Origin of the sequence: Flavobacterium sp. GCM10022190, from assembly GCF_042656445.1 — a bacterium.
GTDB lineage: Bacteria > Bacteroidota > Bacteroidia > Flavobacteriales > Flavobacteriaceae > Flavobacterium > Flavobacterium nitratireducens.
The window spans coordinates 485307-503895 of sequence record NZ_JBHSOQ010000003.1; the positions used below are offsets into that span (position 1 = coordinate 485307).

General features: G+C 34.6%; 16 protein-coding genes and 1 pseudogene. 11 read left to right on the forward strand and 6 right to left on the reverse strand.

The window, feature by feature from the left end; translation table 11 throughout:
- Positions 1 to 2 precede the first annotated feature (2 nt).
- The 7 genes and pseudogenes from ACFPTQ_RS12145 to ACFPTQ_RS12175 all read left to right on the forward strand — a co-directional run bounded on the left by ACFPTQ_RS12145 (position 3) and on the right by ACFPTQ_RS12175 (position 8127).
- On the forward strand, positions 3 to 1631 hold the full coding sequence (locus tag ACFPTQ_RS12145) for an acyl-CoA carboxylase subunit beta (RefSeq protein WP_379777799.1): 1629 nt from the start codon (positions 3 to 5) through the stop codon (positions 1629 to 1631).
- Between the two features lie 87 nt (positions 1632 to 1718).
- Positions 1719 to 2234 (forward strand): GNAT family N-acetyltransferase, encoded by a 516-nt coding sequence (locus ACFPTQ_RS12150; protein ID WP_379777800.1) that lies wholly within the window; start codon positions 1719 to 1721, stop codon positions 2232 to 2234.
- 82 nt (positions 2235 to 2316) lie between these two features.
- Positions 2317 to 2778: an SRPBCC family protein gene (locus ACFPTQ_RS12155; protein WP_379777801.1), complete on the forward strand. Its 462-nt coding sequence runs from the start codon at positions 2317 to 2319 to the stop codon at positions 2776 to 2778.
- Positions 2779 to 2899: 121 nt separating this feature from the next.
- On the forward strand, positions 2900 to 3796 hold the full coding sequence (gene fdhD, locus ACFPTQ_RS12160; RefSeq protein ID WP_379777802.1) for a formate dehydrogenase accessory sulfurtransferase FdhD: 897 nt from the start codon (positions 2900 to 2902) through the stop codon (positions 3794 to 3796).
- Positions 3797 to 3806: 10 nt separating this feature from the next.
- Positions 3807 to 6149, forward strand: a complete 2343-nt coding sequence (locus tag ACFPTQ_RS12165; RefSeq protein WP_379777803.1) for an FdhF/YdeP family oxidoreductase — start codon at positions 3807 to 3809, stop codon at positions 6147 to 6149.
- A gap of 183 nt (positions 6150 to 6332) precedes the next feature.
- Complete coding sequence (locus ACFPTQ_RS12170) at positions 6333 to 7511, forward strand: hypothetical protein (RefSeq protein ID WP_379777804.1); 1179 nt, start codon at positions 6333 to 6335, stop codon at positions 7509 to 7511.
- Positions 7512 to 7578: 67 nt separating this feature from the next.
- Positions 7579 to 8127, forward strand: a pseudogene (locus ACFPTQ_RS12175) (REP-associated tyrosine transposase).
- 460 nt (positions 8128 to 8587) lie between these two features.
- Here ACFPTQ_RS12175 and ACFPTQ_RS12180 read toward each other — a convergent pair.
- Positions 8588 to 9628, reverse strand: a complete 1041-nt coding sequence (locus ACFPTQ_RS12180) for a methyltransferase (protein ID WP_379777805.1) — start codon at positions 9626 to 9628, stop codon at positions 8588 to 8590.
- Positions 9629 to 10063: 435 nt separating this feature from the next.
- On the opposite strand from ACFPTQ_RS12180, the gene ACFPTQ_RS12185 reads away from it, so the two are divergent.
- Positions 10064 to 11149 carry a serine hydrolase domain-containing protein gene (locus ACFPTQ_RS12185; protein ID WP_379777806.1) on the forward strand — a complete coding sequence of 362 codons (1086 nt, stop codon included), beginning with the start codon at positions 10064 to 10066 and terminating at the stop codon, positions 11147 to 11149.
- 14 nt (positions 11150 to 11163) lie between these two features.
- Here the strand turns inward: ACFPTQ_RS12185 and ACFPTQ_RS12190 are convergent, their stop codons facing one another.
- Positions 11164 to 12288 (reverse strand): cysteine desulfurase family protein, encoded by a 1125-nt coding sequence (locus tag ACFPTQ_RS12190; protein ID WP_379777807.1) that lies wholly within the window; start codon positions 12286 to 12288, stop codon positions 11164 to 11166.
- Between the two features lie 82 nt (positions 12289 to 12370).
- Here ACFPTQ_RS12190 and ACFPTQ_RS12195 point away from each other — a divergent pair, with 82 nt between their 5' ends.
- On the forward strand, positions 12371 to 13348 hold the full coding sequence (locus ACFPTQ_RS12195) for a hypothetical protein (protein WP_379777808.1): 978 nt from the start codon (positions 12371 to 12373) through the stop codon (positions 13346 to 13348).
- A gap of 76 nt (positions 13349 to 13424) precedes the next feature.
- Here ACFPTQ_RS12195 and ACFPTQ_RS12200 read toward each other — a convergent pair whose 3' ends face one another.
- Together ACFPTQ_RS12200 and ACFPTQ_RS12205 are read right to left on the reverse strand one after the other, a co-directional pair.
- Positions 13425 to 13976 (reverse strand): Smr/MutS family protein, encoded by a 552-nt coding sequence (locus ACFPTQ_RS12200; protein WP_379777809.1) that lies wholly within the window; start codon positions 13974 to 13976, stop codon positions 13425 to 13427.
- On the reverse strand, positions 13966 to 14151 hold the full coding sequence (locus ACFPTQ_RS12205; RefSeq protein WP_379777810.1) for a hypothetical protein: 186 nt from the start codon (positions 14149 to 14151) through the stop codon (positions 13966 to 13968). Before ACFPTQ_RS12205 ends, ACFPTQ_RS12200 begins: the two co-directional genes overlap by 11 nt.
- 239 nt (positions 14152 to 14390) lie before the next feature.
- On the opposite strand from ACFPTQ_RS12205, the gene epsC reads away from it, so the two are divergent.
- Together epsC and cysM are read left to right on the forward strand one after the other, a co-directional pair.
- The gene (gene epsC, locus ACFPTQ_RS12210) at positions 14391 to 15182 is read left to right on the forward strand and encodes a serine O-acetyltransferase EpsC (protein ID WP_379777811.1); all 792 of its coding nucleotides are present in this window, start codon (positions 14391 to 14393) and stop codon (positions 15180 to 15182) included.
- On the forward strand, positions 15183 to 16070 hold the full coding sequence (gene cysM, locus ACFPTQ_RS12215; RefSeq protein ID WP_379777812.1) for a cysteine synthase CysM: 888 nt from the start codon (positions 15183 to 15185) through the stop codon (positions 16068 to 16070).
- Positions 16071 to 16142: 72 nt separating this feature from the next.
- Here the strand turns inward: cysM and ACFPTQ_RS12220 are convergent, their stop codons facing one another.
- Positions 16143 to 16553, reverse strand: a complete 411-nt coding sequence (locus ACFPTQ_RS12220; protein WP_379777813.1) for an OsmC family peroxiredoxin — start codon at positions 16551 to 16553, stop codon at positions 16143 to 16145.
- A gap of 153 nt (positions 16554 to 16706) precedes the next feature.
- Positions 16707 to 18589: MBG domain-containing protein (locus ACFPTQ_RS12225; RefSeq protein ID WP_379777814.1), on the reverse strand; the 1883-nt coding region annotated here is incomplete at its 5' end.

Sequence of the window (18589 nt, forward strand, 5' to 3'; positions counted from 1 at the left end):
ATATGGATATCAACTTCAATAAAAACGAAGACCACAATAAACTTTTAATTTCTGATTTAAAACAAAAATTCTCCAAAATAAAATTAGGTGGAGGTGAAAAACGAATTCAAAAATTGCACGCCGAAGGCAAAATGACAGCGCGTGAACGTATCGATTATTTGTTAGATACAAATACAGAAAGTATTGAAATCGGAGCATTTGTTGGGGACGGTATGTACGCAGCACATGGCGGATGTCCATCTGGAGGAGTTATCGTAAAAATTGGGTATATCAAAGGCAAACAATGTATTGTTGTGGCCAATGATGCCACAGTAAAAGCAGGTGCTTGGTTTCCTATTACGGCGAAGAAAAACCTTCGTGCACAGGAAATTGCGATGGAAAATAAAATTCCAATTATTTACTTGGTAGACAGTGCTGGAGTGTATTTACCATTGCAGGATGAAATTTTCCCTGATAAAGAACATTTTGGTCGCATTTTTAGAAACAATGCTATCATGAGTAGTATGGGAATCACTCAAATCTCGGCTATTATGGGAAGTTGTGTTGCCGGCGGAGCCTACTTACCAATTATGAGCGATGAAGCGATTATTGTTGACAAAACCGCCAGTATATTTTTGGCAGGAAGTTATTTGGTAAAAGCCGCTATAGGTGAAAATATAGACAATGAAACCTTGGGCGGTGCTACAACACATTGTGAAATCTCCGGTGTGACCGACTACAAAGCCAAAGACGATAAAGACGCCTTAGACAAAATCAAAAATATTGTAGACAAAATAGGCGATTACGAAAAAGCAGGCTACAACCGAATAAAAGCCGTGAAACCAGCATTAGAACCTAAAGAAATCTACGGAATTCTACCCAAAGCACGTAGCGAACAATACGACATGAAGGAAATCATTCTTCGTTTGGTAGACAATTCAGAAATGGAAGAATACAAAGAAGGCTACGGACAAACTATCATTACAGCCTATGCCCGTATTGACGGTTGGGCGGTGGGAATTGTAGCCAATCAACGTAAGGTTATTAAAACCAAAAAAGGCGAAATGCAATTTGGTGGTGTAATTTACTCCGATAGTGCTGATAAAGCCACCCGATTTATAGCCAATTGCAACCAGAAAAAAATTCCTTTGGTGTTCCTTCAGGATGTTACTGGATTTATGGTGGGTTCCAAATCAGAACAAGGCGGAATCATTAAAGACGGTGCTAAAATGGTGAACGCAGTAAGTAACTCCGTTGTACCTAAATTTACTGTGGTAGTAGGTAATTCCTATGGTGCTGGAAACTATGCCATGTGCGGAAAAGCCTATGACCCAAGATTAATTGTCGCCTGGCCAAGTGCCGAATTAGCCGTAATGGGTGGAACTCAGGCAGCTAAGGTATTAGCACAAATTGAAGCTTCCTCGCTAAAAGCCAAAGGCGAAGAGGTAGATGAAGTCAAAGAAGCCGAATTGTTTGCCAAAATAAAAGCAAGATACGACGAACAAGTTTCGCCTTATTACGCCGCTTCCCGACTATGGACCGATGCCATTATTGATCCACTGGAAACCCGAAACTGGATTTCAATGGGAATCGAGGCAGCTAACCATTCTCCAATCGAAAAACCATTTAATTTAGGGGTAATTCAAGTATAAAAGAAGTCCTTTTTCTTCGTGAAATAAAGCTCCGAATTCACTAATGCAAAAAAAACATTCGTGAATTCGTGGCTAAAACTACAAAAAATGAAGTACCAATTTAGAAAAGCCAACCTTTCCGAAATTCCACAAATCTGGGCTATTTTACAAAAGGCCATTGAACGTCGAAAAGAAGACGGAAGTAACCAATGGCAGGATGGTTACCCTAACCCGGAAGTCATTCAAAAGGACATTGAAAAAGAGGCCGGATTTGTATTGACTTATGAGGAGAAAATCATTGGTTATACCGCTGTTCTTATTAATGACGAACCGGAATACGCTAATATTATTGGTCAATGGTTAAGCAATGAAGACTTTGTAGTGTTCCATCGTGTGGCGATTGCCGAAGAATATCTTGGTAAAGGTTTGTCTAAAATCATACTGAATTTCATAGAAGCATTTGCCTTGAGCAATAACATCTACAGCATCAAAGCCGATACTAATTTTGACAATTTTGCTATGCTACGCATTTTCGAAAAACTGGGTTATCACTATTGTGGCGAAGTCTATTTTAGAGGTAGCGCCCGAAAAGCTTTTGAAAAAGTGCTGGAGAAAAAGAAATGATTGAAAACCTATTCTCTCAACTTAATTTCAGAACTTTATCATTCTAAAAGATTCCATCCAATTTCAACTAAAAAATACAGCTATGGCAACTGAAATTATTACAAGCACTCCTGATTCTGAAATTGTAAGTTCCCGAATTTTTAATTTTCCAAGAACACTTCTTTTTCGTGCCTGGTCAGAATCGGAACATCTTAAAAATTGGTGGGGTCCTGCAGGATTTACCAATACTTTTAATGAATTTGATTTTAGAGTAGGTGGCAAATGGAGTTTTATCATGCATGGTCCTGACAAGGGAAATTATGCCAATGAATGTGAATTTATCAAAATTGAAATCCCTTCATTAATTGCATGGAAACGCCATTCGAAAACTATTTTTCAAATTTTGGCAACATTTGAAGAAATCACTCCTGAACAAACCCTATTAGTTTTTAAAATGCTGTTTCACACCGTTGAAGAATGTCAAAAATTAAAACCTTTTGTTGTAGATAAAAACGAAGAAAACTTCGACCGACTCGAAAAGGAATTAGCTAAAATGACTTCATAAAATCATTTTTAATATTAGAAAAACATACTTTTTTAGAACTTCTGATTTATTTTTATATTTTTAAAGTTCTCTCACCAAAGGGCATTCCCTCCTATTTTTAATCTTAAAAAACAAAATTGGCATGGAAATACAAGATTTGGAAACCATCTCCATCACCAATAAAATGGTTCAAAAGGTATATAGCTCCGAAATAACTGTTTTGGAAGATATCCTTTCGATAGAAGAACCACTCGAAATTCGTTTGAAATATATTCAGGACAACGAAGTTTACAATCAAACTATTTCGGTGACCATGCGGACTCCAGGAAACGATGTGGAACTTGCCTTAGGTTTTTTATTTACCGAAGGAATTATCTCTTCCTACGAAGCCATTCAGGAAGTGAATCATTTAGAAAAAAACTGTGCTTTACAAAAAAAGAATAGCATCCAAGTGGTTTTAAAGGATGGTTTTACGCCACATTTATTACAATCGGAACGAAATTTCTACACCACTTCGAGTTGTGGGGTTTGCGGAAAAAGTTCGATTGAATCCATTAAAACAGTGAGTCCTTTTGAGAATTCTAACAAACCTAAATTTGATATTTCGGCTTCGGTTTTATACCAATTACCACAAAAACTGAGAGCTGCCCAAAGTGATTTTGCTAACACGGGTGGTATTCACGCTTCGGGCTTATTTTCGATCGATGGTGAATTATTGCTTTTACAGGAAGATGTGGGACGGCACAATGCCTTGGACAAATTGATTGGTCAAGCTTTCGCAAAAGGGCTACTGCCTTTAAACCAACATATTTTATTATTAAGCGGAAGAATTAGTTTCGAACTGGTGCAAAAAGCTGCTATGGCAGGCATTTCTATTGTGGTTGCTATCGGCGCACCTTCGAGTTTAGCCGTAGAATTAGCTCAAGAATTTGACATTACCTTAATTGGTTTTCTCAACGAAAATCGATTCAACATCTACCATTCTGCAACAACAATTACCCTATTAACAGAAAAAGAGCAGACTCTGATTCCAAATTAAAGCGACTATCATGACAGAAGATAAAAATCCAAAAGAACCGAATGCTGAAAATCCTTATCAGACTTTAGATTTAAAGCAAACTAAAATAAAAGATTGGGCAGCCGGTATGTCGGGTGTAAAAGCGGCTTTTAGCGATTTGATTGAAGAAAAAACGCTTGTTCGAGGTACAAAAGCACTGTTCAAAATGAATCAGGCAGGAGGTTTTGATTGTCCAAGTTGTGCTTGGCCCGATCCAGATGATGACCGCTCACCTTTAGGCGAATATTGTGAAAATGGCGTCAAAGCCTTAGCCGAAGAAGCCACTACTAAAAAAATTACCGCTGATTTTTTCAAAGAAAATTCGGTTTATGCTCTTTCGCAACTCAGTGATTATGAAATTGGCAAAAAAGGCCGATTGACCGAACCGATGTATTTACCCAAAAACGGAACGCATTACGAGCCGATTTCCTGGGATGCCGCTTTTGAAAAAATTGGAAAAACACTAAACGAATTGGATTCACCTAACGAAGCTGTTTTTTATACTTCGGGAAGAACCAGTAACGAAGCTTCATTTTTATACCAACTTTTTGCAAAGGAATTTGGAACCAACAACATGCCCGATTGCTCTAATATGTGTCACGAAACTTCAGGAGCCGCTTTACGTCCAACAATCGGAATTGGAAAAGGAACCGTAAAACTGGATGATTTTTACGATACCGATTTGATTATCATCATCGGACAAAATCCCGGTACGAATGCGCCCCGAATGCTGAGTGCATTAGAAAAAGGTAAAAAAAACGGTGCCAAAATCATTGCGATCAATCCACTACCCGAAGCAGGATTAATGGGATTCAAAAATCCGCAAGAAGTAAAAGGCGTTATTGGCAGCCCTGTAAAACTTGCCGATTTATACCTTCCTGTAAAAATCAATGGTGATATGGCATTGCTAAAAGCGATTGAAATTTTACTATTGGAAGCTGAAAAGAAAAACCCGGGTAAAGTATTCAACCACGATTTTATCAACAAAAAAACTACGGGTTACGAAACCTACATTCAACAATTTGCCAACTATAATTTTGACGAACTAGCCGCACAATCAGGAGTTACCAAAGAAGCTATTCAACAAGCAGCTGAAATGATAGCGTTTAAAAACCGCATCATTGTGTGCTGGGGAATGGGATTGACCCAACAACCTAATGGCGTAGATATGATTCGGGAAATTCTCAATATTCTACTCTTAAAAGGAAGCATTGGTAAACCCGGTGCTGGTGTTTGTCCAGTACGTGGTCACAGTAACGTACAGGGAAACCGCACCATGCTAATTGACGAAAAACCCACTCCAGAACAACTGGATCGTTTACAAAACTATTTTGGTTTTAATCCACCAAGAGAAAAGGGTTACGATGTAGTTCACGCGATCAAAGCCATGCATGAAGAAAAAGCCAAAGTGCTATTTTGTATGGGAGGTAATTTTCTATCGGCTACACCAGATACGACTTTTACAGCTAATGCGCTCAGAAAATTGAAGTTGACAGTGAGTGTTTCCACCAAATTAAATCGAACGCATTTAATCCATGGCAAAGAATCACTGATACTCCCAACCTTATCCCGAAGTGATATGGATATTGTAAATGGCGAACTCCAAATCGTTACTACCGAAAACTCTATGGGAGTGGTTCAGGATTCAAAGGGGATTTTGAAACCCGTTTCGGAACATCTTATCAATGAAACCCAGATTGTTTGCCGCATGGCGATGGCAACTCTGGGCGATAAATCGGTAGTGGACTGGCAAAAATACGCCAATAGTTATGATGCGGTGCGCGATGCCATTGAACAATGCATTCCGGGATTTGAAAACTATAATGTGAGAGTGCGACAAAAAGGTGGTTTTTATTTGCCCAATGCCGCTAGAGATGGACAATTCATTACGAAGCAATTTGGCGACCGAGCGCCTTTCACACTCACTACTGTTCCCGAAAACAAACTGGAAGCCGATGAATACATGATGGCTACTACCCGCACCCACGACCAGTTTAACACCACTATTTACGGATTGGATGACCGTTACAGAGGAATTAAAAACGAACGCCGTGTGGTTTTCATGAACCCAAAAGACATTCAAAAAGCAGGATTCAAAAACGGCGACCGAGTGGATTTATTTAATTATGACGATGGAATCGAGCGTATTGCGCCTTTATTTATCATTGTGTCCTACCCTATCCCTGAAAAAAACACCGTAACCTATTTCCCGGAAACCAATGTTTTAGTTTCTGTAAATAATGTGGTCAAAGAAAGCAACATGCCGGCATCTAAATATGTCAAAATCAAAATCAAAAAACACGATCCTTTGATTTATGAGAGGATAAAAAACTAATAAATAGTAATTGTAATTTCATTACTAGCTGCTCTATTTCATCTAATGATTAAAAGCAGCTAGTTTTGTTTCAAAAGTGTTTTTTTTTGTAAGAATATTTTAATAATTTTGAAAAGTTGTTACAAGTTGGAACTTCTTTCAACTAGACTAATATTAGCTGTAACTTAAAAAAACAGAACAAAATTGAGAATAGCTTATAAAATTTTTACAAATGAAATACAAGATTTATTAAATCTTTATAATTCTACTTTAATTGCATATGAACAAACACGATTAGTAAAAAAATCGAGTTGGGAAATAGAAAACAGTATAGAAAATTGTATTGTAGAAAATCTAGCTAATTTTGAGTCAAATATTAATTCTCTATCATTTGACTTAAGACAACTTTTACTAATAAAATTAATTTCAATACTTGAACAATTTCTTATAGATAATATCAAATTTATATTTACAGAAACTAAACAACCATTCAAAACGAACAATATAATTGAATTTCAACATCAAGAACTTTTATCATATAATTCACTAACAGAAATTTTTAATAAAATTATTAACAAAGATTGTAGACAATTATCAAGTGGTGGATTTGATAAAATCATAAAATATTATAAATCAAAATTCAATTTGGACTTGAATTTATTTTTTCCTTCAAAAGAAAGAATTATGGAATATCATGATAGAAGGCATTTACATGTCCATAATCTTGGAAAAACAGACAGACAATACCGCAAAAAATATAATACTAACAAATCAGGAGTATCAATAAGTGACGATTATATTAGAAACGCAATTACTGACATAAAAATTTTTGGTGAAATTGTAAATAAAAACACTCTAAAATATTTACAGAATTTAACTCCTTCAAAAGAGAATAAAATTAAAACTAGAACAATTTGGTTTTCCTTTCAAAACAATACTGAAAAACTAGATGTTATTGAAGATACATTTGGATTTTGGAGCAATGATGAGTTAGTCGTTTTTAAAGACATATTGTTAGAAAAAAGGAATCTATTTGATAACTTTATTGAAATAAAAATATGTGGAGAGCAAAATAAAATAAAAGATTATATAACCATTTTCAAAAAAACTTCAAAATCAAATCAAAACATCAAATTCTTCCAAAAACTTTTTGATGATTATGTTATTCCCAAATATCCTAAAAAAGAAAAAATATACATTGAACCACAACCTAAAGTAGAAATAACTGAAGAGCTAATTCGCAAAGTTGAAAAACTTTTACCTAAAGAACCTTGGGAAGTTGGAATACACAAAAAAATAGCACTCGAATTAGATCAATCAAACAAAACAATTAGCCGAGTTATAAAAATAATTATTTCAAGAAAAACTTCAAACCTTAACTAGTCCAAGCTAGCGCGAGCATCTTGCTCGTGCCCATCCCTATAATTTATTATATTTAGATAAAAATACAATGAGTAGAAAATATAAGTTTGGAGAAAAAACAGGAGCTTATCTTATAAGTTTTGCAACTGTAAATTGGATAGATGTTTTTACCAGAGATTTGTATTTTAGTTGTATTACAGATTCATTGAATTATTGTAGAAAAGAAAAAGGAATGGAAATTTATGGTTATTGTATTATGCCTAGTCATGTTCATTTAATTTTTCGATCAGCATTTGGAGATCCTTCAGGATTAATAAGAGATTTTAAAGGTTTTACTTCTCGTAAAATGCTAAAATTGATTGAAGAGAATCCACAAGAAAGTAGAAAAGAATGGATGCTTTGAATGTTTGAAAGAGCTGGAAACAAAAATTCTAACGTGAAACACAGACAATTTTGGCAACAAAATAATCAGCCAATAGAAATTTGGTCTTTAAAAATTTTTGAACAAAAATTAAAATATATTCATGACAATCCTTTAGAAACTGGTTTTGTAACAGATCCTATAGAATGGAAATACAGTAGCGCCAGAAATTATGGTAATGACGACCATTCTATTTTGGAAATTGATTTAAATTAATTGTGGGCACGAGCAAGATGCTCGCGCTAGCTGAAGAAGAAAAATATTTTAACGAATTTGTACGTGAGCAAGGTTTAAGCCAATAAAAAAACATTTCAACATAAGTTTTTTTTAAAAGCTCGAGATCGCGGATTTATAATTCCACAAAGAGGAGTAAATTATCTTGATAAATAACGGAATGAGATTCCTCCTCCGTAGGAATGACAAGATTGAGAACTTTGATTGTAAAAAAATTAACTTAATTAATTTTTACTTTAAGCTTTATTCGTGTAGTTTGTCATTCCGACGAAGAAGGACACAAGCGAAAGCGAATTGGCGAAGCAATCTCATCAAATTGAGTTGAGTCTTGATCGCAGATTTTAATTCTAGATGAGATTGCTTCGTTCCTCACAATGACAGGATTGTGGTTAATTTTAAATGCTCCTAATTAACGGATTCAAAAAAAACTAACCCTTCGGTTTCATTTATAAGCGATAACTGCACTACTCGGACCGGTAAGCGGGAGTATTTCTGTATTTTTAAAACCAACGGCTTTCACCCATTTATTAAAATCGGCAAAGGTATAATCAAAGCCGGTTCCAGTTTCAATTAGCATATTCAGGCTCATCATGAGCCCAAAAGCATTCTTATTTCTTTCGGGATCAATAATTCCTTCTATCGCAATAAAAGCACCACCTTCAGGTAAAGCATCATAAGCTTTTTGAATCAGCATCATTTTGGTTTCTTCGTCCCAATCGTGCAGAATATTTCCCATCGTAATGATATCGGCTTTCGGAAAATTGTCTTTGAAAAAATCACCTCCGGCAGTTTGTACCCTGTCCTGTAATTGAAATTGTTGAATAATTTCATCAGCAATGGGTGTAACAGGAGGCAAATCCCAACTGATACAACTTATGTGTGGATGATGTTTTGCAATCATTGAGGATAGAAGCGCACCTGAACCTCCAATATCCACTACTTTTTTCGCCTTAGAAAAATCAAATTGCTGAGCCAAAGCCATGAAATTCCCCATTTGAACACCGCTCATGGCATGGATGAATTCTTTTAGTCGATTAGGATCTTCATAGATTTTTTCAAATAAATTATCACCTTGTTTGGCTTCGTTTTGCGGATGCCCTGTCAATAATCCTGTTTCTAAATTTCCCCAAAAACTATAAAGCCTATTATTCAGCATTTCCAATATTCCACCTATGTAAGTGGCTTTCTTTTTATCTAAAAATACGTTGGTATCCAAACTATTGGAATATTTGGCAGTATCCCAAAAACCTTCTCTATTTAAAAACCCAAAGGTGGTTAAGGCATCAAGAAAATCAAAAACATGTCGATCCGTACATTTAAAATTTAATTCCGCTTTAATCTCATTGGCGGACATTTCATTGTGTTCAGCGAGCAAAGTAAATAACTCGAATTTAACGGCGCTCAAAAGAATTTTGGATGCCCAAAATCCGGTACCAATTTGCATGATACTTCCTGGGGATGGTTGACCTGAATGATTTTCCATTAGTTAAAAATTTGAATTTGACATCAGTTTGTTTTATCTGTTTATTCCAAATATCTAACTATTAAGAAATTTATTTTCTTTAATCAAAATAAAATTTGGAAAATACTAATTTACAAACAACTAAGCAAAAAATAACATTATTTTTCGGATAATATTTACTCATCTCATAACTGCATTAAAATACATTATAAACTGTATTTTATATATAAAAAAACTTAAATTATACTTATCCTAATTTTCAATAAAACAAAAGAATATCAAATTAAAAATGTCACGATAATAACTTTTAAGAAAAACTGCTACATTTGGTCTATTAGTCTTACTTAAAGAAGTTCAAAATCTAATTAATATCAAAATTCATTTTCATAAATATAGGTTGATTATAAATACAATTATATTCACAAAAAAATCACTCATAGGATTAAAAATTAAAAAATGAGAAAATTAACAATATTTCTATTTTTAAACTTATCATCTATCTGTTTTGGTCAGACAACTATTAAATTTGCTGACTCTATTAGAAAATCTTATGCAATACCTGAAATAAATTATGCTGTCATTGACTCAAAAAAAATTTTGGAAATCGCAGCTATTGGACTTCATTCTACACAACTAACCGATAAGGCCACTTTAGAAGATCGATTCCATATGGGTTCCAATACTAAAGCATTAACTGCTTTTATAATTGCAAAATATGTTGAAAGAGGAAAACTAAAATGGTCTACTAAATTCTTTGATTTATTTCCTGAATGGAAAGAAAATTCAAAACCAGAATACCATACTATTAGCTTACAAGATTTACTGTCTCATAGAGCTAGAATTCAGCCTTTTCAAGGTGAAAACGATCCAATTATACCTGAATTAATAGGTTCTAAACAAGAAAAAAGAAAAGCCTTTGGACAATTTGTACTAACATTAAATCCTACAACAATAGACTCTATTCATCAATATAATTATTCGAATGCCGGATATACACTAGCAACTTTGATGATAGAAAAAATTAGTAAAAAAAGCTGGGAAGAACTAGTTAAAAAAGTTTTTAATAAAGATTTAAAAATAAATATAGGATTTTCATGGCCTGAGAACCAAAAGCACAAAGATACTTGGGGACATTTTACTGAAAACAATAAACTTACCCCTGTGCCTTCTAATACTGATTATCATTTAGATTTCACAGAACCCGCAGGAGATTTAAATATTAAATTAAAAGATTACATAAAGTTTATTCAAATCAATTTAAAAGGGTTAAAAGGGTCAGATAATTATTTAAAAGCAAAAACATACCAGTTTATACATAACGGAATAGAAGACTATTCATTAGGTTGGTATAATATACATGAAAAAAGAATCGAACTTTCAACCCATTCTGGTACAGCAGGTACCTACTACACACTTGTACATATTGATAGAACTAACAACAAATCTTATATAATTTTCACCAATTCATTTAATACAGAAACACAACAAGGCGTTAGGCTATTAATGAGAAAATTAAAAGAAAATTACACCATCAATAAGTAATTTCACTTTCCTATTTAAACAGTTTTCAACGCTTCAATCAAGCCATCAATATCATCTTTTGTATTATAATGACTCAGAGAAATACGCAAACTGGGCTTTCGAACCAAATCTTCGGAGAGAATTTCGGCCAATACATGCGAAGGTCTTATACTTCCACTTTGGCAGGCACTTCCCCGAGAAACGGCTATACCACGCATATCCAAATGAAATAAAATCATCGCGGTTTTTTCTTCTGAAAAAGGCAACAACACATTCAAAATATTATAGAAATTAGCTGCTGTTCCATTAAACAGTACACCCGGAAAAGTAATTTCTAATTGTTGAATTAAATATTGCTTTACGGCTGTAATCTGTTCTTTTTCTGCTTCTAAATGCGCATACGAAAGCTCCAAAGCCTTTGCCATTCCCGCAATTTGATGTACGGCTTCGGTTCCGGCACGCAAACCTTTTTCCTGTTCGCCTCCATAAAATAAAGGTTGCAAAGCCGAATTTTTTCGAACAAAAGCAAAACCTATGCCTTTAGGTCCGTGGAATTTATGCGCACTCGCCAAAACAAAATCAACTGGAATCGTTTGTAAATCCAATTGCATTTTTCCCATCGACTGCACTGTATCCGAATGAAAAAAAGCATTGTACTGCTTACAAATCAAACCTACCCTTTCTAGGTCTAAAACCGTCCCTATTTCGTTATTGACATGCATTAAACTTACCAACGTTTTGACATCATCGGCTAATAAAGTGGACAAATGAGTTAAATCGATACTTCCATCTACTAATACATTGACGTAATCTACCTGAATGCCAAATTCTCTTTGCAAAGCGGTGATCGCTAACAAAACGGCATGATGTTCTATCTTGCTGCTTATGATTCGTTTTACACCTAAATCTTTTACTGCTGAACGCAAAATCCAATTGTTTGCCTCCGTTCCTCCCGAAGTAAAAACGATTTCCTGCGCATTGACATTCAGTTGCTTGGCAATTGATTTTCGGGAAAGTTCCAAAATATTTTTTGCATTTCGACCAAAACTATGAGTAGATGATGGATTCCCATAATCTTCGGTTAGTACTTTAGTCATCTCTTGAATGACTTCAGCTCGTATTGCAGTTGTCGAGGCGTTATCGAGGTATATTTTTTTCATTGCTGCAAAGTTATAAAATATCAATTATCAAAAGCCGATTCAGAATTGTCATTTTTTGCCTATTTTTGTCAAAATTTTTACAATGAAAAAAGCCCTAAGTTTATTCGTTTTACTAACACTTTTTAATTCCTGTGATGATGGCAATCTAACTCAGGAAGAAATAAGCTTCGATGAAGTAGCGACTCAAAGCTGTTCCAATACAAGTAGTACCAATACATTACTCTATAAACTAAAAGATCAGGAAGCTCTAATCATGGAAATTCCTAATACCAGTATTGTTACCGAACTTACTGCTGCCAATGACACCATTGAACTAGATATAAGTAACACATCAAATAGAGTAATCTATCGTTTTTACAATGGAACAGTAGCTACAGACAACATCTGTGAATCTATCGCTCCAGCGACTCCTGTTATTACAGACCAATGGACTGCTGTAAGTGGTAAAATTCAAATTGTAACTACTGCTGCAAAAACAACGAATGAAACTACTGGTGCCACAAAAATTAATGGATACAATCATAATATCACACTTAAAAATGTGACTTTTTCAAAAGCAAATGGAACTCAGGTCTATGAAACTTTCCCGTTTGGTGATTATAAAACGGATATAACTGCCTTGTCTTTAAATTTTGATCAAACATTAGAAAAATGTACTTCATCCAATGAAATTTACAATAACAACAACAGTGAAGCATTGGTATTAAACATTGACCCTAATTTAATCTTAAACGAAACTACTCCAATAAATAGTCCTAGAACAGGATTAATTGGAACAAGTACAAACAGCTTGACTTATAAGTTATTTACGGGTGGCGTATTGAATAGTGATTATTTTTGTCAAACAACAACTCCAAATACGCCAACATTGAGTCAGCAATGGGATGGCATTCCTGGTGTAAGTGGTGTTAGCGGAATTATTGAAGTTAGTACAACAACCAATGGTCCAAACACATACAAACATACAATTGTACTTAAAAATGCATCTCTTCAAAAAGGAATTTTGAATTTTAATCTCGGTAAAAATTACATTCTAGGAGATGTTTTTACCTCTAATTAAAATTTAGTTTTATATCATAAAAAAAGGCTCGTTTGAAATTCAAATGAGCCTTTTAACTTTCTAAGAAATAGTATTATTATTTTTTACTCTGCCTGATATAAACCTCCATTGCTCCCTGACCATACTTTTGATAGTTTGCCTCGTGAAAATCAATATTATCATATCTTCCTAACAGGAAATCCAGCTCAGCTTTCAATACCCCTTCACCTACCCCATGAATCAAAACAATCTTGGGAATACGATTTTTAATCGCAAATTCAATGTGTCGTTGCGCCGTTTCGGCCTGTAAGGTCAAAATATCATAATTAGACATTCCGTTCTTGTTCTTGACCAATTTCTCGATATGTAAATCAAATTCTGGGACTCCTACCTCGCGTTTGTCTTTTTTCTCTTTGACAAAACTTCTTGGTTTAGGAATGGCTTTTTCTTTTTTTATCGCTTCAGCATTTACTCCTTTGATACTGTCCATTAAATTTTCTGAACCACTGGTTTTAACCAATTCACTCATTGCAAATTTCATTACAAAACCCTCTTCGGTTTCAATAGTTATTTCTTGCCCTTGAACCGACAAAACTACCCCATTGATGGCGTCATCTAGTACCGAAACTTTATCTCCTTTAGTCAACATCTTCTTCTTCTTTTTCTGGATTTTTACTTGGCGTTTTTGCACTTAATCGCATCATCCCAAACATAAAAACGGCCATTGCGATTACAGTCACATACACATTTTTTTCTGCAGCCGTTTGCTCATAAAAAGCAACAACAATGGCAATAAACATGATAGGGAAAATTATTTTTTTCATTTTTATTTGAATCAGTTTTCAAAAGTAATAAATTTAAAATTGTAGTGGGAGTAAAGACGATTTCAATTGTAAAAAACAACTTTAAAACGAGTCTATTCTTTTTTGTGAAAAACTATACCACCACAAGAATGCCTCTTAGTTCTTGGTCTTTTATTCAAAATAGTTCAATATATTTGTTAAATATTAAACAACAAAAAACGTACTACGCTTCTTGTTACTAAACTTACAATCCAAAAGTCATGACAAAGGATTTAATAATAAAAAATATAGGCGAACTTAAAAGCCACACTTCGATTAATTATGGTATCAAAACGAAGGTAGAAGCATTTACAGAAAAAATATTCTACACCTTATTTGACGCCAATGCCCCATTGGATAAAAGTATTGATGAACTGGAAAAACAATTCAAAGAAATTGCAGCTCTAGCTTGTAAAAAACCAAATTCTTTGTGTGATGAGACTTGGAATCAATTTGTTAGCAAACTCCCATCGGTACTACAAAGTTTAAATCAAGATGCTGCATATATTTTAGAAAACGATCCTGCTTCTAATAGCATTGAGGAAGTTTATTTAGCCTATCCTGGTTTCTATGCAATTGCTATTTACCGTATTAGTCACGAATTATACCTTCAAGACTTATTGCTTTTTTCTCGTTTAATGAGCGAATATGCCCATCGTATTACAGGAACTGATATTCACGCAGGAGCGCAAATTGATTCGCCATTTTTTATTGATCATGCAACAGGTATTGTAATTGGAGAAACAGCTGTAATAGAGAAAAATGTCAAAATTTACCAAGGAGTTACTTTGGGAGCTTTAAGTGTAAGTAAAGAAATGAAAAACGCTAAAAGACATCCAACGGTTGAAAAAAATGTTTGTATTTATGCCAATGCAACTATTTTAGGAGGCGAAACAGTTATTGGTAAAAACAGTATAATTGGTGGTAATGCTTGGATAACCAAATCTACTCCTGAACGCTCTATTGTAACAAATACAACTACCACTGAAGTAAAAATAAAAGAATTAAAATAAATGGATCCAAAAAAAATATTGGACCTGATTGGCAATACACCTTTAGTGGAAACGACCAATTTGGTTAAAAATAAAAACGTCAAATTATTATTAAAACTGGAGGGGAATAACCCTGGGGGTAGTGTCAAAGACAGAGCGGCTTATTACATGATAAAAGGCGCCTTAGAGCGTGGAGAAATTAAAAAAGGCGACAAATTAATCGAGGCAACCAGCGGAAATACTGGAATTGCTCTAGCCATGATTGCTCAATTATTAGGAATCGAAATTGAATTGATTTTACCAGAAGACTCCACTAAAGAACGCACCCAAACAATGCGTGCTTATGGTGCAACGGTGATTCTAACTCCTGCCAAAGAAGGAATTATTGGTTCTAGAGATTATGCGGATAAAAAAGTAGCAGAAGGCGGTTATTTAATGCTAAACCAGTTTGCTAATGATGACAACTGGAAAGCCCATTATAATACTACAGGACCTGAAATTTGGAGAGACACTAATGGAACGGTAACTCATTTTGTTTCGGCAATGGGAACTACTGGAACTATTATAGGTACTTCAACGTACTTAAAAGAACAAAATCCTGCTGTTCAAATTATTGGAGCACAACCATCAGAAGGATCACAAATTCCGGGAATTAGAAAATGGCCTCAGGAATACTTGCCTAAAATATTTCAAGCTTCAAAAGTAGATCGTACTATTGATGTGAGCGAAAAAGAAGCTCGAGCCATGACTAAACGACTGGCGCTGGAAGAAGGCGTTTTTGCAGGAATGAGTAGTGGTGGTGCTGTTGCCGTAGCAGTAAAACTTGCTGAAGAACTAGAATCTGGCGTGATAGTAGCTATTATTTGCGACCGCGGAGATCGCTATTTATCCTCTGATTTATTTGATTAGATTTTCAAATTTATAGCACTAAAAAAAGGCTTGTTTTCTACTAAAAAAACAAGCCTTTTTAAATTTGGAATATTATATCAATGTAGCCGATGTACTTATTGTAGTATTAAACAACTTAGAAATTGGACAATTTTGTTCTGCTTTTGTTACCAATTCTTGAAAAACGGCATCCGAAATTCCTTCAATTTTAGCATTGACAGTTAAATTAGACTCCTTAATTGTTCCTTCTAATAAATTAATCACACATTTGGTTTCGATACTTTCAATTCCAAAACCGGCTTCCGTAATATAAGCTGATAATTGCATTGTAAAACAGCCTGAATGTGCCGCAGCAACTAATTCTTCAGGATTTGTACCTACTCCTTCCTCAAAACGAGAATGAAAGGAATATTGGGTATTATCTAATGTTTTACTTTGAGTTGTCAAAACTCCTTTCCCTTCTTTTAGAGAACCTTTCCAAACTGCTGTTGCGTTTCTTTTCATATGTTTCTATTTATTGTTTTACACTTTAAATTTTAACTCACTCTAATTTAATACTTTTTTCACATAAACCATTTCGAAAAAAGATACTTAATCAAAATTTAAAAGCCAACTCAAATGAATGAGTTGGCTTTTGATACTATAATTTTAAAATTATTATTTCTTCATTAAATTGATAGTTTTACTTTCAACTCCCTGAGTAATTTTAGCAATATAAGTTCCTCTTGGTAAATCTTCTCCAAATTGAATTGTTTCACCAACTTTTCTATCTATTACTTTCAATAATCTACCAGTGCTATCATATAATAATACCTGAACATTTTCAGTACTTCCTGTTTCAACTGAAAGCGTAAAATAATTAATAGATGGATTAGGATAAGCTACTACATTGAATAGGATTGGGTCTTGTGCCACATCTGAAAACATTGTAGAATGCGTTTTTTCAGTACTTATATCTTTCGCACTACCTTTTTTCTTCACTTCATGAATTACAATGGAACCGCCAGATAAAACAGTTGAAACCTCTGAATTTTCATCTGCTCCTAAACCATTGTCATACACAACGCCATTAGGTCCCCAAATTTTAATTCTAAATTGATCTGGAGCAATAGCTCCATTATAATCGCCATCTATTGCAACCAATGTAAACTTATACCCTGAAATTCCATTAATAGTTCCATCTCCTCTATATGTTGCTTTTCTTCCTGAAATAACTAAAGAACCAGATTCGTGCAAAGTTGACTTGAAATTCAAATCTCCTGCCTTAAATTGAAACTCTGTATTTCCATCTACCTGATTATTCCCTTTTTTATATTTAGCATTAAATCCAAAATTAGCTTTACCTACCAAAGATAAATTTGCTGTATATGCTCCTGCTGGAGAATTAATCCATCCTCCTCCAGTAACAAAACTACCATTTGGATCATATACAGGCATATACGCCTCGGTTGATACGGCACAACCTGAACCAGCAGTTGCAATAACTTTATATAAGTCAACCACTAAACTAGAAACTTGGGTAGAAGCCAAACCATTGGCATCTGTTATTCCTGTATATGTTTGAACGTTTCCTACACCCGAACTCAGACTAAAATATACTGTTACACCAGAAACAGCAGGGACAATTTTTGCCGACAATGTAGCAACTGATCCTAAAGCAACTGGAGTACTACTCGCTGATGCATCAACACTATTTATTCCTAAAATTGTAAAATTTGCTGAATTGTAGGTGATATTGTAATTATTAATTACCGTAGAAGGTGATGAACTTATCGAAGCTGATATGGTATATATTCCTGCTGATTCGCCACCAGTTCTGCTGTAATTTACAATTATATTATCAGAAACTAAAAATCCTGATGTGGTACCAGTAAAACTAATTGGGTCTCTTTGCCCACAATATTTACTTGAAGCAACTGGGGTTACTGTAGCTGATTTTGGGGTAATGATCAATTCTGAGTTTGTTGGCGAGATGCTGTAATTTGGATTGCTGCCTAATGTAATGGCAATTGGATAACTACCTACTCCCGAAAATTGGGTTGCTGTGGTAGCCAAACTATAATCCAACGCATCGCCGTTTACTGTTCCTGAAATTTGGGCTGTCAATAACGGATTAACCTCTCCGTAGATTTTTGATTTTCCATCGGCAACTATTGTAGCTGATTTTGGAGTAATGGTCAATTCTGAATCTGTTGGTGTGATGCTGTAATTTGGATTGCTTCCTAATGTGATTGCAATTGGATAACTACCTACTCCCGAAAATTGAGTTGCTGTGGTAGCCAAACTATAATCCAACGCATCACCGTTTACTGTTCCTGAAACTTGGGCTGTCAACAACGGATTAACCTCTCCGTAGATTTTTGATTTTCCATCGGCAACTATTGTAGCTGATTTTGGAGTAATGGTCAATTCTGAGTCTGTTGGTGTGATGCTGTAATTTGGATTGCTTCCTAATGTAATGGCTATTGGATAACTACCTACTCCCGAAAATTGTGTTGCAGTGGTAGCCAAACTATAATCCAATGCATCGCCGTTTACAG